This is a genomic window from Massilia aerilata, assembly GCF_042656905.1.
In the GTDB taxonomy this organism is placed as follows: domain Bacteria; phylum Pseudomonadota; class Gammaproteobacteria; order Burkholderiales; family Burkholderiaceae_D; genus Telluria; species Telluria aerilata.
In genome coordinates this window covers 294,433-311,939 of the sequence record NZ_JBHSMZ010000024.1, presented here as the reverse complement: position 1 = coordinate 311,939, position 17,507 = coordinate 294,433, and the positions used below count along the sequence as shown (strand labels likewise).

At 63.0% G+C, this 17,507-nt stretch carries 19 protein-coding genes; 17 read left to right on the top strand and 2 right to left on the bottom strand.

Annotated features, from left to right (window positions below; translation table 11 throughout):
* Positions 1-445: 445 nt before the first annotated feature.
* A complete protein-coding gene (locus tag ACFPO9_RS24925; RefSeq protein ID WP_379776390.1) occupies positions 446-889 on the bottom strand; it encodes a hypothetical protein in 444 nt (147 codons plus the stop codon).
* An 87-nt stretch (positions 890-976) separates the two neighbouring features.
* On the opposite strand from ACFPO9_RS24925, the gene ACFPO9_RS24920 reads away from it, so the two are divergent.
* From ACFPO9_RS24920 to ACFPO9_RS24880, 9 genes are all read left to right on the top strand, one after another.
* A complete protein-coding gene (locus ACFPO9_RS24920) occupies positions 977-1,246 on the top strand; it encodes a YdaS family helix-turn-helix protein (protein ID WP_379776387.1) in 270 nt (89 codons plus the stop codon).
* Between the two features lie 359 nt (positions 1,247-1,605).
* Positions 1,606-2,070 carry a YmfL family putative regulatory protein gene (locus ACFPO9_RS24915; RefSeq protein ID WP_379776385.1) on the top strand — a complete coding sequence of 155 codons (465 nt, stop codon included), beginning with the start codon at positions 1,606-1,608 and terminating at the stop codon, positions 2,068-2,070.
* The gene (locus ACFPO9_RS24910; RefSeq protein WP_379776383.1) at positions 2,067-2,498 is read left to right on the top strand and encodes a hypothetical protein; all 432 of its coding nucleotides are present in this window, start codon (positions 2,067-2,069) and stop codon (positions 2,496-2,498) included. The genes ACFPO9_RS24915 and ACFPO9_RS24910 overlap by 4 nt, the downstream gene beginning before the upstream one ends.
* Positions 2,495-5,647 (top strand): DNA translocase FtsK, encoded by a 3,153-nt coding sequence (locus tag ACFPO9_RS24905; RefSeq protein ID WP_379776380.1) that lies wholly within the window; start codon positions 2,495-2,497, stop codon positions 5,645-5,647. Before ACFPO9_RS24910 ends, ACFPO9_RS24905 begins: the two co-directional genes overlap by 4 nt.
* 285 nt (positions 5,648-5,932) lie before the next feature.
* Positions 5,933-6,583: a hypothetical protein gene (locus ACFPO9_RS24900; protein WP_379776378.1), complete on the top strand. Its 651-nt coding sequence runs from the start codon at positions 5,933-5,935 to the stop codon at positions 6,581-6,583.
* Between the two features lie 228 nt (positions 6,584-6,811).
* On the top strand, positions 6,812-7,567 hold the full coding sequence (locus ACFPO9_RS24895; RefSeq protein WP_379776376.1) for a hypothetical protein: 756 nt from the start codon (positions 6,812-6,814) through the stop codon (positions 7,565-7,567).
* Between the two features lie 98 nt (positions 7,568-7,665).
* Positions 7,666-8,190 (top strand): terminase small subunit, encoded by a 525-nt coding sequence (locus ACFPO9_RS24890; RefSeq protein ID WP_379776373.1) that lies wholly within the window; start codon positions 7,666-7,668, stop codon positions 8,188-8,190.
* Positions 8,187-10,268 carry a phage terminase large subunit family protein gene (locus ACFPO9_RS24885; RefSeq protein ID WP_379776371.1) on the top strand — a complete coding sequence of 694 codons (2,082 nt, stop codon included), beginning with the start codon at positions 8,187-8,189 and terminating at the stop codon, positions 10,266-10,268. Before ACFPO9_RS24890 ends, ACFPO9_RS24885 begins: the two co-directional genes overlap by 4 nt.
* Positions 10,268-10,546 (top strand): Mor transcription activator family protein, encoded by a 279-nt coding sequence (locus ACFPO9_RS24880; RefSeq protein ID WP_379776369.1) that lies wholly within the window; start codon positions 10,268-10,270, stop codon positions 10,544-10,546. Before ACFPO9_RS24885 ends, ACFPO9_RS24880 begins: the two co-directional genes overlap by 1 nt.
* A 103-nt stretch (positions 10,547-10,649) precedes the next feature.
* On the opposite strand, the gene ACFPO9_RS24875 is transcribed toward ACFPO9_RS24880, so the two are convergent.
* A complete protein-coding gene (locus ACFPO9_RS24875; protein WP_379776367.1) occupies positions 10,650-11,039 on the bottom strand; it encodes a hypothetical protein in 390 nt (129 codons plus the stop codon).
* 188 nt (positions 11,040-11,227) lie between these two features.
* Here ACFPO9_RS24875 and ACFPO9_RS24870 point away from each other — a divergent pair, with 188 nt between their 5' ends.
* The 8 genes from ACFPO9_RS24870 to ACFPO9_RS24835 all read left to right on the top strand — a co-directional run bounded on the left by ACFPO9_RS24870 (position 11,228) and on the right by ACFPO9_RS24835 (position 17,501).
* On the top strand, positions 11,228-11,458 hold the full coding sequence (locus ACFPO9_RS24870; protein WP_379776365.1) for a hypothetical protein: 231 nt from the start codon (positions 11,228-11,230) through the stop codon (positions 11,456-11,458).
* A 1-nt stretch (position 11,459) separates the two neighbouring features.
* Positions 11,460-12,998 carry a phage portal protein gene (locus ACFPO9_RS24865; protein ID WP_379776362.1) on the top strand — a complete coding sequence of 513 codons (1,539 nt, stop codon included), beginning with the start codon at positions 11,460-11,462 and terminating at the stop codon, positions 12,996-12,998.
* Between the two features lie 152 nt (positions 12,999-13,150).
* Positions 13,151-15,190: a ClpP-like prohead protease/major capsid protein fusion protein gene (locus ACFPO9_RS24860; protein WP_379776359.1), complete on the top strand. Its 2,040-nt coding sequence runs from the start codon at positions 13,151-13,153 to the stop codon at positions 15,188-15,190.
* Between the two features lie 62 nt (positions 15,191-15,252).
* Complete coding sequence (locus tag ACFPO9_RS24855; protein ID WP_379776357.1) at positions 15,253-15,585, top strand: DUF2190 family protein; 333 nt, start codon at positions 15,253-15,255, stop codon at positions 15,583-15,585.
* A 2-nt stretch (positions 15,586-15,587) separates the two neighbouring features.
* Entirely contained in the window at positions 15,588-15,887 is a 300-nt protein-coding gene (locus ACFPO9_RS24850) for a head-tail joining protein (protein WP_379776354.1), read from the top strand.
* Complete coding sequence (locus tag ACFPO9_RS24845; RefSeq protein WP_379776351.1) at positions 15,884-16,330, top strand: hypothetical protein; 447 nt, start codon at positions 15,884-15,886, stop codon at positions 16,328-16,330. Before ACFPO9_RS24850 ends, ACFPO9_RS24845 begins: the two co-directional genes overlap by 4 nt.
* On the top strand, positions 16,327-16,512 hold the full coding sequence (locus ACFPO9_RS24840) for a hypothetical protein (protein ID WP_379776349.1): 186 nt from the start codon (positions 16,327-16,329) through the stop codon (positions 16,510-16,512). Before ACFPO9_RS24845 ends, ACFPO9_RS24840 begins: the two co-directional genes overlap by 4 nt.
* Positions 16,513-16,514: 2 nt before the next feature.
* On the top strand, positions 16,515-17,501 hold the full coding sequence (locus ACFPO9_RS24835) for a phage tail tube protein (RefSeq protein ID WP_379776347.1): 987 nt from the start codon (positions 16,515-16,517) through the stop codon (positions 17,499-17,501).
* The last annotated feature ends 6 nt before the right edge of the window (positions 17,502-17,507 follow it).

Here is a 17,507-nt window from a genome sequence, read left to right as displayed (position 1 = left end):
TACTCGAAACGACCTCATGGTCACATCCTTTCAGCGGGCTCAAAAGATGTGAGAGATATTACTAAATGGTAATGATGGCCGTCAACACCAAAAGGTAATATTCTGGATATTTCGGCGAAAAGTGTAAAAAAAATGCCGGACAGCGCCGGCGTGGTCGAGGATTGTTGTATGTATGTAATGAAGGCGGTTTGAGCAGGCGACCTGGGCGGCGCTGCTAAAATTGAAATCTACTGTATATTCATACAGTATAAATGGTGTAGTATTCTAAACTTCAGAAGTTGTCGTGTGCCAACAGAGCTGAGTTGTTACGCCGGGGTGAGGAGTGGAACAGTATTTCCAGCAGATGAAAGAGGCGCTCAGGGCGATGAGTCCTGAGGCACGTATAGAGATGTTGAAACTTGCCCAGGCCATGGCAGCCAAGCACCCGGCGCAGGCGCAGCCTGTTTTACGACTGGTGGGCGGAACCCGATCCTGACACGCCGCCGGCGGCTGACTCGGCCGCCGTTTCAATCAAGCTTCTGCCGATATCTGACGAGCGCCGGTACCGTGTAAGCAAGTCTAGTTCTCGCTGTGTCACGTGGACCAAGGCCATCCACTGTGGCTCGACTTTCTCGACGACATAGAGTGGTGGCTGTGGCCGCAGCGACGGCGCTTGCGCAGCTTGTTCAGCAGCCTCCGACTTAGGATCGACATCGAGCCAGCCTGCCGGTAAGTTGCACTTAGCCTCGAGCTTCCTTGCCTTCCTCTCCCCAAACGATTTGGCCCTCAAGAGGCCAGATACCTCTCCCTGGTTTTCGCCTGTTTCGTCGACGAACCTGGCCTGGGAGTTGCCATACCGTTCCTGTATGAGCTGCGCCAGGCGGGCGCGGCGGATGTCTTGGATTTCCATAGCCGGGATTGTCCTAGCCGATTACTAAAGAGTAAATCACCAAACGGTGTTGACGGACATCATTACCGTTTAGTAATATGCTTGCCTATGGACAAACTACTCGCATTCTTGAACAAGCTCGATAAATCGGAGCGCGCCGAATTCTGTGCCGCTTGCGAAACCACCGAGAGCTATCTCCGCAAGGCCGTGAGCGTCAACCAACGGCTGGGCGAGAATCTCTGCATCAACATCGACAAGGCATCCTGCGGCGCCGTGCGGTGTGAAGATCTTCGGCCCGACGTTGACTGGGCCTACCTGCGCGGTACCGCCAAGGACCAGCAAGCTGGCGGTGCAACTGGCGAGCCGGACGATGCATAAATCGCGCGCACCAGCTCCTGCAGGTGGCCAGGCACATCGCGGCTGCAGGCGAAGTGTTCCGTATCCGCGACAGTCACTGCCTCGGCCACGTCAATCACTTTCCAGCACGGCTGCTCATCAATTCGCGGTCCACCTGCTACCTGGTATGCGATCAGTACATCGCGGCCACCGGAAACCATGCCAAACAAATGCGGCTCAAGCGTGCGCAGGAAACCTTGGTCGAGCCAGTGCACCAAGTGCATAGATTGGACGGCCTGGACGAATCTCGTTGAGGACATAGGAAGTTTCGTTTTTGTAATTGTTGTTGAACTGTAACGCCTACTTCGTGTCGGCAAAACCAAAATAAAGCTGGGAGATGTATGGAACTGCGTGACGCAAAGCTTGAGATGATCCGCAAGGTGCCGGGAACGTGGGAGGTCACTGCTGCCTATCTTGGCCTGCACTCGCCGGTCGCGCTGCGCAATCGCGCCTATGAAGTAAAGGGGCAAGTGCTCAGCGAGGAGCACTGCCTGGCCCTGCAGACGCTCTCGAACACCACTCTCTATGCCGAAGCGATTGCCACCGCGTCAGGCGGCGTATTCGTGAAGCTGCCTGATGACTTGGAATGCGAGAACGAAGTCCTGATGAAGAAATTCAACGACCTCTACGCCGAGCTCGGCACATTCTCGCGGCACTTCACCGAGGCGACGGCGGACGACAAGATCGACCAGCGCGAGAAGGAGCAGCTCGAGGACGACGCCGCGCGCATGCACAAGGTGCTGGCCGAGCTGCTGGCCCTGATGTTTCGGATCTACACGCCTCAGGCGCGCCAGGAGGGCGCATGAACGCCCTGAAAGGCCCGAACAAGGGCAGCGGCGCATATCAGACCCTGCAGCACCTGCAGAACATGGGCGGGCAGGCCACGCCGGCCGCGCTGATGATACAGCTGCAGTGGAGCGAGAAGCCGGGGCGGTTCCAGCGTCTCATCATCGGACCGCTCGAGCGGCAACGCCTGGTGTTTCGCCGCGACGATGTGGTGACGCTCACCAGCCGCGGCGGGATGTTCCTGGATCCGTCCGCCAGTCCGGCGCCGGCCGCACCGGCCGTTACCTGTGCCGCACCAGGCCGGCCCCTTTCTCCCCAAAACCGGCCGCGTGCCCGCGTCCTGCGCCCGGGTGCATTCGACTACCAGGGCATCCCATCGCTGCACGCGGGTAGGCAGGTCGCCTTCCACAGCAGTATCAAGGTGCAGCACGAGGACAGCAACCGATGAGCAGTAAGGAAGAAGTAGTCGCTCAAATGGCGGAGTACGGCCTGCCGCCGCTTCCCGCGAATCACCCGCTCACGAACGGCAAGTTCCAGCGCTTCGGGCCGCAGAAGAAGTGCTGGTACATCCTGCGCGAGCTGACTCTGGAATCGGGCCGTACCATCGTCACCGGCGCCTTCGGACACTTCCAGGGGGAGAACCGCAACACGGTGCCGGTGAAGATCGACACCTCGAGCATGACCGACGAGGACCGCGCCGAGTATGCGCAGAAGCAGCGCGCAGCCGAAAAGGCGGAGGAGGAAAAGCGCGCCGAGGCCGCCCGCCTGGCTGCAGGCCGCGCCCGCGACCAATGGCGCCGGGCCGAGGGCATTCCCGTCGTGCATCCGTACCTGGAGCGCAAGCAGGTGCCGGCCGAAGGCTTGCGCGTCGGTCTCGACGGCCGGCTTCTCATTCCCCTGGTGCGCAACGGCCAGCTGCTCGGCCTGCAGAAGATCGACGCTGCCGGCGAAAAGATGCTCAACAAGGGCATGGACGCGATCGGCGTCGCGCACGTCCTCGGCACCCTGGCCGGCGCCCCGATCATCGCGGTTGGCGAGGGCTACGCGACCTGCGCCACTGCCCGCAAGTCCCTCTCCCCTGGCTACGATTTGCCTGTCGCGGTCGCCCTCAACGCCGGCAACCTGATGCATGTTGCCAAGGCCCTGCGCCAGCGTTACCCGAACGCGCACCTGCTGTTCCTGGCCGATGACGACTACCTGCTGGTCGAGCGGTATGTCGAGCGCCTGCAGGAGGAGTTCAAGGTATCCGCCGAGGTGCCGATCGACGGCGCGACGCACCTGGTCACCGCTGACGATGGCGACCAGGTCGAGGTGATGGCCAGGTGGCGCGAAGACGCCCAGGGCATCCGGTACATCGAGGCCGACATCCGCAAGGGCCGTATCGTTCGCACGCCCACGTTCACGAACGCCGGCGTGGCCAGCTGCCACGCCGCGGCAGCCGTCGTCGGCAATGCTTCGGTAGCGGTGCCGCTGTTTGCGGTCGACCGGGCAGGGCGAAAGCTCACCGACTTCAACGACCTCCACATCGAGGAAGGGCTGGACAAGGTCGCGGCGCAACTGGGTCTTTCCCTCCTCGCTGCGGAGCAGCGCAATACAGATTCTCCCGCCGTTCCCGCGCAAGCGGCCGCCGGCGCCGGCGATGCCGATCCGCTGTATGACCAGGCTGTTGCCGTCGTGTTGCAGCACCGCCGCGCATCCATATCCATGATGCAGCGGCACCTGCGCATCGGTTACAACCGTGCCGCACGTTTGCTCGAGCAGATGGAAGAGGCCGGAGTCGTGTCGGCGATGCTGTCGAACGGTAACCGCGAGATCCTGGCGCCGGCGCCAGCCGGTGCCACTCTCCCCCTCGCTGCGGAGCAGCGCAATACCGAGGCCGCCGCCCCCAGCTCCGCGCAAGCGGCCGAGGCAGCGCCGCAGCCTGCGAACGTCCTCCCCTTCGCTGCGAAGCAGCGCAATATCGATTCTCCCCCTCCCCCCCGCGCGGAAGCGGCCGAGTCCGGTGAGGCGCCTGCGGCCCTTCCTCCCCACATCCCACCCGCGCAAGCGGTCGGCGCACAGGCCGTTCCCCCCGCCCCCTTCGGTGCGGAGCAGCCAGAAGAAGGGGCGGGCGAGGAGGTGCCGGTAGATTTTGAAGCCCGATTCGGCGCGGATGCAGGGCCGCAGGGCGCTTCCGGTGGGCAGGGGAAGGTGTATCCGCTCCCGCCGCCCCGCTCCGCTCCTGCGCGGGGGGAGGGGGAAGCGGACGGCGACGAGAAACCGAAGAAGGATAAGCCCAAGAAGGTCTACGGCCCGGAGCACTGGGACAAGGTCGAGGAAGTGCTCGACAACTTCATCCTGATTTACGGCGAGGACATGGTATGGGATTGCACGCACCGCATGCTGATGCGGATCTCGGCGATGCGCACGATCGTCGGCAGCAGCGACGTGATGAAGTTCTGGAGCGGGCCCGGCCGCAAGTGGGTACTGAAGAAGAACATCGTCTTCGATCCGACCGACACCCCGTCGCCGGCCGAGAGCGGCCCGACCGCGACCGTGAATCTGTTCAACGGCTGGCCGATGACGCCCAAGAAGGGAAAGTGCATCCAGATCCTGACCCTGCTCTCGCACTTGTGCGACGGCAACGAGGACCTGGAGACCTGGATCGCGCGCTGGCTGGCCTACCCGCTGCGCAACCCGGGCGCGAAGATGGAGACTTCCATCATCATGCACGGCGACGAAGGCTCGGGTAAGAACTTCTTCTTCGAGCGTGTGGTCAAGCCGATCTATGGCGCCTACGGCTACGTGATCGGCAACGACCAGCTGGAGAGCAAGTTCAACGACTGGGCCAGCATGAAGCTGTTCATGGTCGCCGACGAGGTGGTGACCAGGGCCGAGCTCAAGCAGATGAAGGGCAAGCTCAAGGGCCTGATCTCGGGCGACACGGTGATCGTCAACCCGAAGGGCCTGCCCGAGCACGTCGAGAAGAACCAGATGAACTTCGTGTTCCTGTCGAACGAGCTGCAGCCGCTCGCCCTGGACAAGACCGACCGGCGCTACCTGGTCGTGTGGACGCCGCCGGCGCTGACCAAGGAGTTCTACCAGAGCGTAGCCGAGGAGATCCGCCAGGGCGGCATTGAGGCGTTCTACCACTACCTGGTGCACGAGCTGGACATGGGCGACTTCGACCAGCATACCAAGCCGATCTACAACGAGGCCAAGGACAAGCTGATCGAGAAGAGCCTGGCGCCGTCCGAACGCTTCTACCGCGAGTGGTCGCGCGGGTTCCTGCAGCTGCCCTTCATCACGGTCGCCGTCAACCAGCTGTACGACGCATTCAAGGTGTGGTGCGCGCGCTCGGGCGAGCCGATGTATACCTCGCTGACGAAATTCAGTCCAGAGATCGAGCGGTATGCCGGCGGCACGCTCAACAAGAAGATCATCAAGTACGAGCTGGGAGAGGAAGTGAAGCAGCGCATGGTGTTCCTGGTCGGCGAACTGCCGGCAGGCCGCACGCTCAGCGACTGGGCCGAGGCCTCGGGCGCCCTGTTCGAGAAGCACTACCAGGCCTACCGGAGCCGGGGTGGTCTCCATCCGGGGCCGGATGTTAACGGTTAAGCCTTCACATTTCCCGCACCCTTCACACGACGAAAGCCCGTAGATAAAGGCGATGTGAACGATGTGAAGGGTATGAAGGGTCCGCCTATATGTGCGCGCACGCGCAAGTGAGGGCGGCAAAAGGATGAAGCAGTAGAAGTATCGGAAACAAGAAGTTGGAAATAACCCTTAATACCCTTCATACCCTTAACAAAGGTAATAAAAACAAAGGGATAGGAGTGTTAAGGGTATGTGAATGATGTTAACGGGTTGCTCTTAAGAACGAAAATGGAAGGAATAGTGCAGATGGAAGCGATGGAAATGGGCGGTGCGGTGTTCGGAGATGTAAGCCAGGCCGTGCATGTGGCGTACGTGGTGATGGCGCAGGGAGCGTCGCAGGGCGCACCACTGCGCAAGGCGCTGCTCCGTGTCATGGAGGAAGTGCAGCTGGCGTCGGAAGAGCAGCGTCACTGGCTCGACCAGCTGCGCGGCGAGCGTAACGCGAAGGTCAACTTCGAAGGGCTGAGCAGGCTCGACATTCGGGCGCAGTGTGCCCTGGTCGCGCAGGCGGTGCGCACCAAGCTTCCGGATGCGGAGAAGTGGGTGCTGCAGGCCAGGTACGGGCATACCGACTTTGAGGATGCGGATGGCGCCCGCCGCTTCGCGTTCTCGGCCGAACGCATTGCCGCGATCCAAGGGCTGTCGCAATGGCTCGCGCCGCTGCTGCCGAAGATCCCGCAGCTTGCGCTCGACTGCATGCTCGGTCGCCTGTACGCCAACCACAGCAGGATCGACATCAGCTCCCGGGACCTGGCCCAGCAGTTCGGCGGCAATCACACGCAATACCTTCGGGCTGCAAAGAAGATCAAGGAGCACCTGCGCGCTCTCGAGGCCCAGGCGCTAGCCCGGCTCGAACCACACTTTACGCAACACGGGCTTGTCGCAAGAAATCATTGATTGCGGGAATGTTCCAGTTAGGATATATTTTCGCCATGCTCGGAGTCAGAGTGCATGAAGCCCACCTCGGTGGGCTTTTTTGCGTTTACGCCCGCCGCATCGCAGCTTCACCGCTGTGTCTCCCTTGCACTGAACACAGTGCTTTCTCCCCACGCCGGCCGCATGCAGCGTGGGGATTTTTATTTCAGCCTCAGCATGTGCAGGCGTCTGCACTACCAGGAGAACTCGATGACCGTTGACGTGCGCGATGCGATCACGCAGCTCACCGCCGGCATCCTGGTGGAGAAGAAGCAGGTCCAGTTCGCCACGCGTGTCGCCCTGACCCGTGTGGCAAAGAAGGCCGAGGCGGCCGAGCTGCGCGAGATGCGCGACATCTTCGACCGGCCGACCCCATTCACCATGTCGGGCCTGTTCGTCCGCCCGGCCACCAGCAGCAACCTCACCGCCGAAGTGAAGTTGAAGGACTTCGCGGGGAAGAGCAGCTCGCCGGCGGCCACATACCTGGCAGCACAGATCAAGGGCGGCATGCGCGGCGAGAAGCGATTCGAACGGGCGCTGCGGTCGATCGGCGCCCTGCCGCCTGGCTATCGCGTCGTACCAGGTGACGGCGCCGAGCTGGACGCCTACGGCAACATGAACCGCGGCCAGATCGTCCAGATCCTGGCGTACTTCCGCGCGTTCCCGGAGGCCGGCTACAAGGCCAACATGACCGACAAGAAGCGCGCGTCCCTGCAGCGCGGCTCCAAGTCCAAGCAGGGCGTCTCGTACTTCGTCGGCAGGCCGGGCGACCGGCTGCCGTGGGGTATCTACCAGCGTGTGCACTTCGCGCGCGGCACGGCCATCCGGCCCGTGATGATCTTCGTGCGCAGCGTTACCTACCAGGCCATCTTCGACTTCGAATTCGTGGCCACGTCGACCGTCGACAAGGAATTCGGCGCCGAGTTCACGCGGGCGCTGGCCGAGGCGCGGGCGACCCAGCGCTGACCCGGAAGAATTTCCAAGGTACTCCCGCGAGGGGCCGCGCAAGGGTAATTCGAACCCCGCAATTTCTCTAGTCACATACCCGTTCTAAGGGGGTTGTATTGTCCGACTTTGACCTATCCAAGCCGATGACGCAGGCTGCTTTCGGCGCGCTCGTCGGCGTCAGCCAGCAGGCCATCGGTAACCTGGTCGGCCGCGGCATCCTCGACAAAAACATGGTGGGCCATCAGCTGCTGCAGGCCTACTGCTCCCACCTGCGCGAGCAGGCCGCCGGCCGCGCGGCGAATGGTGAGCTGGACCTGGCGACCGAGCGCGCCGGCCTGGCCAAGGCGCAGCGCGAGAAGATCGAGATGCAGAACGCGGTCACGCGCAGCGAGCTGGCGCCGGTGGCGCTGATCGAAGAAGTGCTGTCCAAGGCCGGCGGCAAGATTGCCGGCATCCTCGAGGCGATCCCCGGCGGGGTGAAGCGCCGCGTGCCGAGCCTGTCGGCCGACGACATCAAGCAGATCACCGGCGAGATCGCACGGGTACGCAACATCGTCGCCGGCATGTCGCTGGACGACCTGCGCGAGCCGGACGAGGACGACGACGATTCTTCCGCCGAGGGCGAGGAGCTCGACCTATGAGCAACATGCACGAGGTCGTGCACTGGGAATCGCCTGAGCTGGCCAAGACGGTGACGCGCGGCCTCGGCACCTTCGGGGTGCCGCCGCCGGTGACACTGGAGGAGTGGGCACGTGAACACTTCTATCTGTCGAAGGAGTCCTCGTACGTCGAGCAAAGCTGGGTGCCGTGGCCATTCCAGCGCGCGATCCTGGCGTGTATCAGTAACGACGACATCCGCGAGATTGACTTCAAGAAGTCGGCCCGGGTCGGCTATACGAAGATCCTTCTGGCCGCGGTCGGCTACTTCGCCGAGCACAAGCGCCGTAACCAGGCGCTGTGGCAGCCGACCGATGGCGACAGCGACGAGTTCGTGAAGACCGAGCTCGACACGATGCTGCGCGATGTGAAGGTGATGCGCAAGGCGATGCCGGCCCATGTGTCCAGGCACAAGGACAACACGCTCGCGCAAAAGAAATTCCTCGGTTGCCTGCTGCATACCCGCGGCGGAACCGCTGCGCGCGCTTATCGCCGGATCTCGGTCGACGTCGCGCTGCTGGACGAGCTGGACGCATTCGACCGCGACATCGAGAAGGAGGGCTCGCCCGACGCGCTGGCCAAGAAACGGGTGGAAGGCGCGACCTTCCCGAAACTGATCACCGGCTCGACGCCGAAGCTGCAGGGCTTCTCCCTCATCGATGACCGCTACACCGCGGCCGACGAGCGTTTCAAGTACGCGATCCCGTGCCCTGAATGTGGCGAGTTCCATTCGCTCACCTGGGGCAAGAAGGATGACGCCCACGGCCTGAAGTGGATAAACCGTGATCCGGACACCGTGCGGCACATGTGCCCGCACTGCACCTGCCTGTTCACCCAGGCGCAGTACCTGGCCGTCGCGGACCAGGGACGTTGGCAGAACGCCGATGGCAGCATCACGATCGACGCCGCCGGCGTGTTCCGCAACGCGGCCGGCGAGGAGATTGCGCCGCTGGCGCACATCGCGTTCCACGTCTGGACCGCGTACAGCCCACTGGTGACCTGGTCGACGATCGTCCAGGAATTCCTCGATGCGTACGAGAAGGCGCAGGCCGGCGACATCACCAAGCTCAAGACCTTCACCAACACCACGCTCGGCGAGACCTGGGCGCTGGAGCAGGAGAAGAGTGACGCCGACCAGCTGAAGGAGCGCGCCGAGCCCTACAAGCTCGCTACCGTGCCGATGGGATGCGTGCGGCTGCTGGCCGGCTGCGACACCCAGGACAACCGCATCGAGGTCACTGTGCGCGGCTACGGCCGCGGGTGCGAGAGCTGGAAGATCGACCATCGGATCTTCTACGGCAATCCGAACGAGGACCAGGTATGGCAGGACGTCGCCGAGTACCTGTTCGAGACCGACTTCCCGCACGCCGGAGGCCAGCAGCTGAAGATCTTCGCCTCGGCGATTGATACCGGTGGCCACCACACCCAAGCGGTCTACAGCTTCGTCCACACGCAGGCTGCGCTGGGCCGGCGCATCTACGCGGTGAAGGGGCGCTCAGGGCGCGAGAAGCACATCAAGGACGGCGCGTCGAAGGTCGACATCGACTGGCGCGGCAAGACCCGCAAGCGCGGCCTGATCCTCTGGCAGGTCGGTACCAACCTTGCCAAGGACCTGATCTACGGCCGGCTGCAGATCACCAGGCCTGGTCCTGGCTACATGCACTTTTCGAAGGAATCGACCGATGAATATTTCGCACAAATGGCTGGCGAAGCCCGAGTGGAACGTGCTACCGCCGGCGGAAAGGAATCGCGCTGGACGGCGTTGCGCAAGCGAGTCGAAGCGTGGGACTGCACGGTCTACGCGGTCTGGCTCGAGACGCACCTCGAGCTGGCGAAGAAGCCGGCGAAGTGGTGGGAGGCGCTGGAAGCGGAAGTGCAGCCGGTGATTGGTGACCTCTTCAGCGCGCCGCCGCCCGCGCCCGAGCCGGCGAAGCCGGCCGCGCCGGTAGCACAGCAGCAACCGAAAAAAGCGGTACCGGCCACGCCGCCGGCGCCGGCACAGAGCAGGACAACGAGCAACCGCTTCGCGTCCGATGATTGGTCCAGCAGGGGATTTGAATAATGCAGAGCGAACACATTGATATCGTCGGTTGCTTCGTGAACCTGGTCGGCGCCACGCTCGGCCTAGCCGTGTTCACGCCCGAGAAGCAGAGGGAGATCGACACCATGCTGCGCACGCAGTGGGGTGGGCAGGAGGTCTACATCAAGAAGAGCGACGTCGACGTCGAGGCGCGGGCCGTCGCGATCCGGGCGAAGTACAACGGCCGCAACCGCCGCGAGCTGATGGTCGAGTACAACATCAGCCGGGCGCAGTTCTATAAGATCCTGAAGGGCGACTAGGATTTACTGATGGGACGTCATCGCTCAAATAACGTCCCACCAGCGAGACTACGAATTAGCCTGGACGCTCCCTTACAGATCGTCTCCCCAGCTGAGGGAGGCATTATTTCGACGGTGCAACCGCAACAGACTGCCGCAAATTGCGCTGAGCGAACAGAAGCCAAGCGTTATCGCCATCTTCATTCCAAATCGTGTAGTTCAAACCCCAGTATAAATAGTGCAAGGGGGTAACGTTGTCATCCAGCGTGCCCAGTTTGTATTTGCCCGCCTTACTGCGGAGTACGACGTAATCCCCTTTTTTTATGTTCTTCGGTGCGAATTCGTAGACGTGACGAACTTTGTTCGATACGGTGCCGTCTTGGTTGTATGTAGTATCAGTGACAATGTAATTGCCCAGATCCAGATCATCGACAGCACGCATCATGACGCGTTCATTTTCGGTGCCTGGATCGCGGACATTCACCAACTTTAGTCTTGGACTCGGAGTGTTCATTCAGTTCCCTATGGTAATGAAATAATAAATAGTTGGTATATAGCCAACATGGCAGGGAGATGGGGATTTAGCTGTTCCATTTCAAGCGATTCAGATTGCTTTTTTTGCCATTCAATGAAGTCTCATTTCTCCCTAGAAATGAGACAGCGCATTCGGTAGTGTTGGCCGCTCAGATCAAGGAGCGCCCAATGACCCCAGCAGCAACAATGCTTCAACTTTACCTCGATGCCGAAAAGGCCGTCCTCGCCGGCAAGACGATCACCTTCCAAGGGCGATCGATGGGCATGGAGGATCTCGCAGAAATCCGCAAGGGCCGTCAAGAGTGGGAACAGCGCGTCGGCCAAGAGCTGCGCAACACGGCCGGCCGCCCGTCGATCGGTGGCATGTCCTTCTCGGTCGCCAGCTTCGGAGACCGCTGACATGATGCCGCGCCCCAAGGTCCGGCTCAACGCCGTCGACCAGGTCATCGCCTACCTCTGGCCCTCGGCTGGTCTCAAGCGCCTGGCTGCACGAAATGTGCTGGGCCAGTACGAGGCAGCCAATCCTTCGCGCATGCGCAAGGGTCGGAAGGCCAACGGCTCGCCGAACGCCAGCGCGCAACGGGGCGCTGTTGCCCTGCGCGGCCTCGCCCGGCACCTCGAGGAAAACCACGACATCGCCCGCGGCGCCCTGCGCACGCTGGTCAACAACGTGGTCGGGCCGGCCGGCATCGGCATCGAGCCGCAGCCGCGGCGCAAGGACGGGTCGATCCACAACGAGTACGCGGCCGCGCTGCGCAAGGCCTATCGCGACTGGCAGCAGACGCCGGAGGTCACCCAGCGGCATCACTGGAGCAAGGTCCAGCGCCTGGTGGCCAAGACCTGGCTGCGCGATGGCGAGTGCTTCTCGCAGCGCCTGATCGGCGCCGTGCCGCTGCTCGACCACGGCACCAAGGTGCCGTACTCCCTGGAGCTGATCGAGCCCGACCTCATCCCGTTCGATTACCACGACCCGGCCCGCGGCATCCGGCAGGGCATCGAGCGAAACGCCTGGGGAAAACCCACCGGCTACTGGGCCTACAAGGAATTCCCGGACGGCGAAAGCTGGACCAAGCGCAGCTACGATCTCAAGCGCGTCGACGCCGGCCGCATGCATCACATCGCCTCGGTCGACCGCATCGGCCAGATGCGCGGGGTGTCGGAGTTCGCGAGTGTCATCACGCGCCTCGAGGACATCAAGGACTACGAGGAGTCGGAGCGAGTCGCGGCAAAGGTCGCCGCCTCGCTGACGGCCTACGTCAAGAAGGGCGCGCCCGAGGACTTTGGTCAAGGCACCGGAGAGAGCGGCGGCGCCGGCCAGCCACGCGAGCTGCACTTTTCGCCCGGCATGATCATCGATAACCTCGCCGTCGGCGAAGAGATCGGCATGATCGATTCCAACCGGCCGAATCCTAACCTGGTGACCTTCCGCCAGGGCCAGCTGCGCGCCGTAGCTGCAGGCTTGGGCGGCAGCTACTCGAGCATCGCGCGCGACTACAGCGGCACCTACTCGTCGCAGCGTCAGGAGCTGGTCGAGCAGTGGATCCACTACGCCGTGCTGTGCGACGAGTTCGTCGGCCAGTTCGTGCAGCCGGTCTGGAACGACTTCGTGCTGGCGGCGCATCTGTCGGGCGTGGTACCGATTCCACGCGACGTAGATCCGGAAAGCGCCGACGACGCGCTGTTCGTCGGCCAGTCGATGCCCTGGATCGATCCGCTCAAGGAGGCGCTGGCCTGGCATTCCCTGGTCGAGGACGGCTTTGCCAGTGAGGTTGAGGTCATGCGCAAGCGCGGCGTCAACCCGCGCGACGTGCTCGAGCAGATCAAGGCGCACCGCGACGAGTGCGCGGAGAAGGGGCTGGTGTTCGGTTCGAACTTCGCCAACAAGGACAAGGCTGCGCCGCCCGCACCCATGCAGCAGCAGGACGACAAGGGCGATTGAGCGTCCCTGGCTCCGCACAAACGGCCGCCATTGCGCGGCCTTTTTTTCGTTCGTACCTCGGCAAAAACAGTCTCATTTCTCCCTAGAAATGAGACTGCATCAGAAACAAACTGTTGACTTCGAACACGACCAGCAATCCATAAGGAACAACGATGGCGACAGCAACCCAGAACGAGCCGGCGAAGTGGTACACCATCCGGCCACACGCACGCGTGAGCGCGGCGGCCGGCGGCGCCCAGGCCTTGGGCGCCGAGATCCTGATCTATGGTGACATTGGCGAGAGCTGGTATGGCGACACCATCACCGCCGCGAACTTCGTCCGTGACATCGCCGCCCTGGACGTCGAGGAGCTGACCGTCCGTATCAACAGCTACGGCGGATCGGTGACGGATGGCATCGCCATCCATAACGCCCTCAAGCGTCACAAGGCCAACGTCACCACGGTCGTCGACGGAATCGCCGCCTCGATCTCCAGCCTGATCGCGATGGCCGGCGACACCGTCGAGATGGCCGAGAACGCACAGCTCATGCTGCACGCACCCTGGGGATGGCAGCAGGGTAACAGCGCGGCAATGCGCGACTACGCCGACATGCTCGACAGCTGGGCTGACGCGATGTCGACCACCTATGCATCCAAGACCGGCGACGACAAGGCCGTGTTCCTCGCACTGCTGATCGATGGCAAAGACCACTGGTACACCGCCGAGCAGGCGCGCGAGGCCAAGCTGGTCGACGCCATCATTGCCGGCCTGCCCGTAGCGGCCAGCGCGCAACTGAAAGATTCGATCAAGGCGCGGTACGCATCGTTCCCGCAGCCGATCACCACCCCGGCGGCAGCGGCCGCGCCTCAACCAAAATCGAAAGAGAGCAACACAATGACCGAAGAAGAGAAGAAGGCAGCTGCCCAGGCTGCCGCGAAAGCTGCACTGGATGCCGACAAGGCTCGCCGCGCAAGTATCGCTGCTGCATTCGCCAAGTTCACCAGCGTCGAAGGCGTGCCGACCCTGCAGGCTGCCTGCGCGGACGATCACGACTGCACCGTCGAGCAGGCCAACACCAAGCTGCTGGCCCACCTGGGCAGCGGTGCCAAGCCCGTCGCCGGCAATTACATCGTCACGATGGAAGACGAGCGCGACAAGTTCCGCACCGGCGCCCAAGCCTCTCTGCTGGCTCGCGGCAGCATCGCCAAGGACGACGCCGCCAACAATTACCGCGGCTTCTCGCTGATGGACCTGGCGCGCGAATGCCTGGCGCATGCCGGCGTGAGCGCGCGCGGCATGGGCAAGATGGACATGGTTGCGGCCGCGTTCACGCATACCAGTTCGGACTTCCCGCTGCTGCTGGCCAACGTCGCCGGCAAGGCAATGATGAAGGGCTATGAGGAAGCCGACGAGACCTTCCAGCTGTGGACCTCGATCGGCACCCTGGGCGACTTCAAGCCGGGCAAGCGCCTCGACCTGAACACCTTCCCGTCGCTGGACAAGATCCAGGACGGTGGCGAGTACCGCTACGCGGATATCGGCGAGCGCGGCGAGACGGTGCAGCTGGCCACCTACGGCAAGATGTTCTCGCTGACCCGCCAGACCATCATCAACGACGAGCTGGACGCCTTCACCAAGATCCCGCGCCGGATGGGCCGTGCCGCGATCCGCACCATCGGTGACCTGGTGTACGCGATCTTGACTGGCAATCCGTTGATGGCCGATGGTGGCGAGCTGTTCCATGCAGACCGCGGCAATCTGCTGGCCGGCGCCGGCATCAATACGGCATCCGTCGATGCCATGCGTGTGGCAATGGCCAAGCAGACCGAAGGCACTGCTACCGCATTGAACATTCGCCTGGCGAAGCTGCTGGTGCCGGTAGCTCTGGAAGGCACGGCCAAAGTCGTGAAGGACAGCGAATTCGAAGTCGGCGCCGGCGCCAAGAACAATACCGTGCCGAACTCCGTGCGCGGCACCTTCGAGGTCATCAGCGACGCCCGCCTGGATGCCGCCTCGGCCAAAGGCTGGTACGGCGCTGCCGACCAGAACGTCCATGACACCGTCGAGGTCCAGTACCTGGACGGCAACCAGGCGCCGACGCTCGAGCAGCAGGACGGCTGGACCCGCGACGGCGTCGAATTCAAGGTGCGCATGGATGCCGGCGTGAAGGCGCTGGACTTCCGCACCCTGGCAGTGAACGTGGGCGCATAAGCCCGACCATCCATCCAAAGCGCCGCGCGGGCGGCGCTCCCTGAATTCAAAAGGAGCCAGTAATGGCAAGGAACTACGTACAAGAAGGCGACGTGCTCGATTACACCGCTGGCGGCGTCGCTGTCCTGTCGGGCGCCATGGTCGCGATGGGCAAGCGCGTCGGTATCGCCCTGGGCGATATCCCCGCCCTCACCACCGGCTCGGTAGCGGTCACCGGCGTGTGGACCGTCAACAAGCTGGCCACCGACGTGGTCGCACAGGGCGACGTGCTGTATTGGGACGCGGACGACTTCCGTCTGACCACCACGGCGACCGCACCGAACGTCGTGGCCGGCTACGCAACCGCACCGGCCGGCGCCGGCGCCGCGACCGTCCGCATCAAGATCAACGCCTGATCATGTTCGACCAGCTCGAGGCCCGACTGAACCGGCTGGCGATGGAGCGCCTGGCCAACGCGCTCGCCGTCATCGATGGCGAGGGCGTGCCGGTCATCTTCGACGCCGAGTACAAGGCGGGCATGGTTGGCGTCGGCATGGGTGCAGCAGCGCCGCAGATGGTGATCGCCAACGAACGGATGCCGGCGGACTTCGACGACATGACGATCACCGTCAACGGTGCTGCCTGGAAGGTTGCCGACTGCCAGGCCGACAGTGAGCTGCCCTCGGGCCTCAGCATGGTCTTCCTGGAGAAAGCATGACTACCCGGCACATGGCCATTGCGATGGCCCTCGGCGACCACCTGAAGGCCTTGGCGATCGCCGGCGGCCGGGTGGACATGAACCGGGTACGGTCGCTCAGCAGCAATAAGGATTCCGCAGTCGTCGTGCGCCTTGCACGCGCAGCGTCTCAGGAGGCCAGCATGCTCGGCGGGCGCACCAGCTGGAGCACGCTGATCGACATCGAGTGCTACGGCCGCGACGGCGCCAACGATGTGCCGGGCGCCGTCGCCGACCTAGTACTCGAGCAGGTCTTCGACGCGCTCGCTGCAGGGCCGGATCTCGGCTACGGCGTCATGGACATCGAGCCGCTGGCCGGCGACACCCTGGCCTGGGACTTCGACCAACTAGACAACAGCGTTGCCTGCGTGACGGCGCGCTTCGTAGTGAAACACCAAACCAATGGGAGAACCCTGAAGTTATGAACGATCTGATCGACACCGGCGATTCGCCGGAGACCACCGTGGGCGGCCAAGTGCAGACGTCTGCACAGCCCGTCGCTGAGGTGCAGCAGAACCCCTCCACGGGTGGCAGCTACACCCGCATCCCCGAAACCGGTGCGCTGGTGAAGCATGAACCGGTGCCAGAACAAACCGAGCAGGAGTAAGCATGCCTGGACAAACTGAACGTCTGATTCGCAAGACCGTCATCCTGGCCAAGCTCGAGACGATCTACGGCACCGACTCGCTGCCGACCGGCGCCGCCAATGCGCTGGTGGTCAGCAACATGTCGATCAATCCGCTGAATGCGGAGTACGTCAAGCGCGGCATCATCCGCGACTACCTCGGCGCATCCGAAGAGCTGCCTGGCGCGAGCTACGTAACCTGCGACTTCGACATCGAGCTGGTCGGCTCCGGCACCGCCGGCACCGCGCCGGCGTGGGGCACGCTGATGCGCTCCATCGGCTTCGCCGAGACGATCACCGCGGGCGTACGGGTCGATTACACCCCGATCTCGGGCAGCTTCGAATCGTCGACGGTCTACTACTACGACGACGGCGTGCTGCACAAACTGCTGGGCGTACGCGGTACGGCCACGCTGAACCTGACGGTCGGCGAGAAGCCGGTCATCAGCTACAAGCTGATGGGCGTCGACGGCGGCATTGCGGAAGCCGTCAATCCGAGCACGACGCTGACCGCATGGCGGGTGCCGCAAATCGTCACGGATGACAATTCAGGCGACATCGTCATCGGCGCCACCCATGCGACGGCAACTGCGCCGGCGTTCGTCGGCGGGACCAACTACCCGAGCCAAGGCCTGACCATCGACCTGGGCATTGCAGCGACGTTCCAGAAGCTGCTGGGCGGGAAGTCGATCGCGATCACTGACCGCGAGATTACCGGTGCGGTCAAGCTGAAACAGACGGCGGCGCAGGAGGTTGCGTTCATGGCCATGGTCAAGAGCGCCGCCAAGTCGAGTATCGGCCTGACGCACGGTACCGTGGCCAACGACAAGGTACTGGTGTTCATGTCGGCCGCCCAGTTCAAGGAGCCAACGAAGGAAGAGCTGAACGGCGAGCGCCTGATCGGCTACAAGCTGCGTGCGCTGCCGGTGACCGGCAACGACGAATTCCGCATCGCGACCAGCTTCGCCTAAACCATT

What these genes read in the sequence shown, in the direction of transcription:
- ACFPO9_RS24910 (WP_379776383.1), top strand. Translation starts at nt 2,067, where the DNA reads ATGAACGCCCTGAAAGGCCCGAACAAGGGCAGCGGCGCATATCAGACC.
- ACFPO9_RS24855 (WP_379776357.1), top strand. Translation starts at nt 15,253, where the DNA reads ATGGCAAGGAACTACGTACAAGAAGGCGACGTGCTCGATTACACCGCT.
- ACFPO9_RS24850 (WP_379776354.1), top strand. Translation starts at nt 15,588, where the DNA reads ATGTTCGACCAGCTCGAGGCCCGACTGAACCGGCTGGCGATGGAGCGC.
- ACFPO9_RS24895 (WP_379776376.1), top strand. Translation starts at nt 6,812, where the DNA reads ATGACCGTTGACGTGCGCGATGCGATCACGCAGCTCACCGCCGGCATC.
- ACFPO9_RS24915 (WP_379776385.1), top strand. Translation starts at nt 1,606, where the DNA reads ATGGAACTGCGTGACGCAAAGCTTGAGATGATCCGCAAGGTGCCGGGA.
- ACFPO9_RS24835 (WP_379776347.1), top strand. Translation starts at nt 16,515, where the DNA reads ATGCCTGGACAAACTGAACGTCTGATTCGCAAGACCGTCATCCTGGCC.
- ACFPO9_RS24880 (WP_379776369.1), top strand. Translation starts at nt 10,268, where the DNA reads ATGCAGAGCGAACACATTGATATCGTCGGTTGCTTCGTGAACCTGGTC.
- ACFPO9_RS24870 (WP_379776365.1), top strand. Translation starts at nt 11,228, where the DNA reads ATGACCCCAGCAGCAACAATGCTTCAACTTTACCTCGATGCCGAAAAG.
- ACFPO9_RS24875 (WP_379776367.1), bottom strand. Translation starts at nt 11,039, where the DNA reads ATGAACACTCCGAGTCCAAGACTAAAGTTGGTGAATGTCCGCGATCCA.
- ACFPO9_RS24860 (WP_379776359.1), top strand. Translation starts at nt 13,151, where the DNA reads ATGGCGACAGCAACCCAGAACGAGCCGGCGAAGTGGTACACCATCCGG.
- ACFPO9_RS24905 (WP_379776380.1), top strand. Translation starts at nt 2,495, where the DNA reads ATGAGCAGTAAGGAAGAAGTAGTCGCTCAAATGGCGGAGTACGGCCTG.
- ACFPO9_RS24925 (WP_379776390.1), bottom strand. Translation starts at nt 889, where the DNA reads ATGGAAATCCAAGACATCCGCCGCGCCCGCCTGGCGCAGCTCATACAG.
- ACFPO9_RS24885 (WP_379776371.1), top strand. Translation starts at nt 8,187, where the DNA reads ATGAGCAACATGCACGAGGTCGTGCACTGGGAATCGCCTGAGCTGGCC.
- ACFPO9_RS24840 (WP_379776349.1), top strand. Translation starts at nt 16,327, where the DNA reads ATGAACGATCTGATCGACACCGGCGATTCGCCGGAGACCACCGTGGGC.
- ACFPO9_RS24845 (WP_379776351.1), top strand. Translation starts at nt 15,884, where the DNA reads ATGACTACCCGGCACATGGCCATTGCGATGGCCCTCGGCGACCACCTG.
- ACFPO9_RS24865 (WP_379776362.1), top strand. Translation starts at nt 11,460, where the DNA reads ATGATGCCGCGCCCCAAGGTCCGGCTCAACGCCGTCGACCAGGTCATC.
- ACFPO9_RS24920 (WP_379776387.1), top strand. Translation starts at nt 977, where the DNA reads ATGGACAAACTACTCGCATTCTTGAACAAGCTCGATAAATCGGAGCGC.
- ACFPO9_RS24900 (WP_379776378.1), top strand. Translation starts at nt 5,933, where the DNA reads ATGGAAGCGATGGAAATGGGCGGTGCGGTGTTCGGAGATGTAAGCCAG.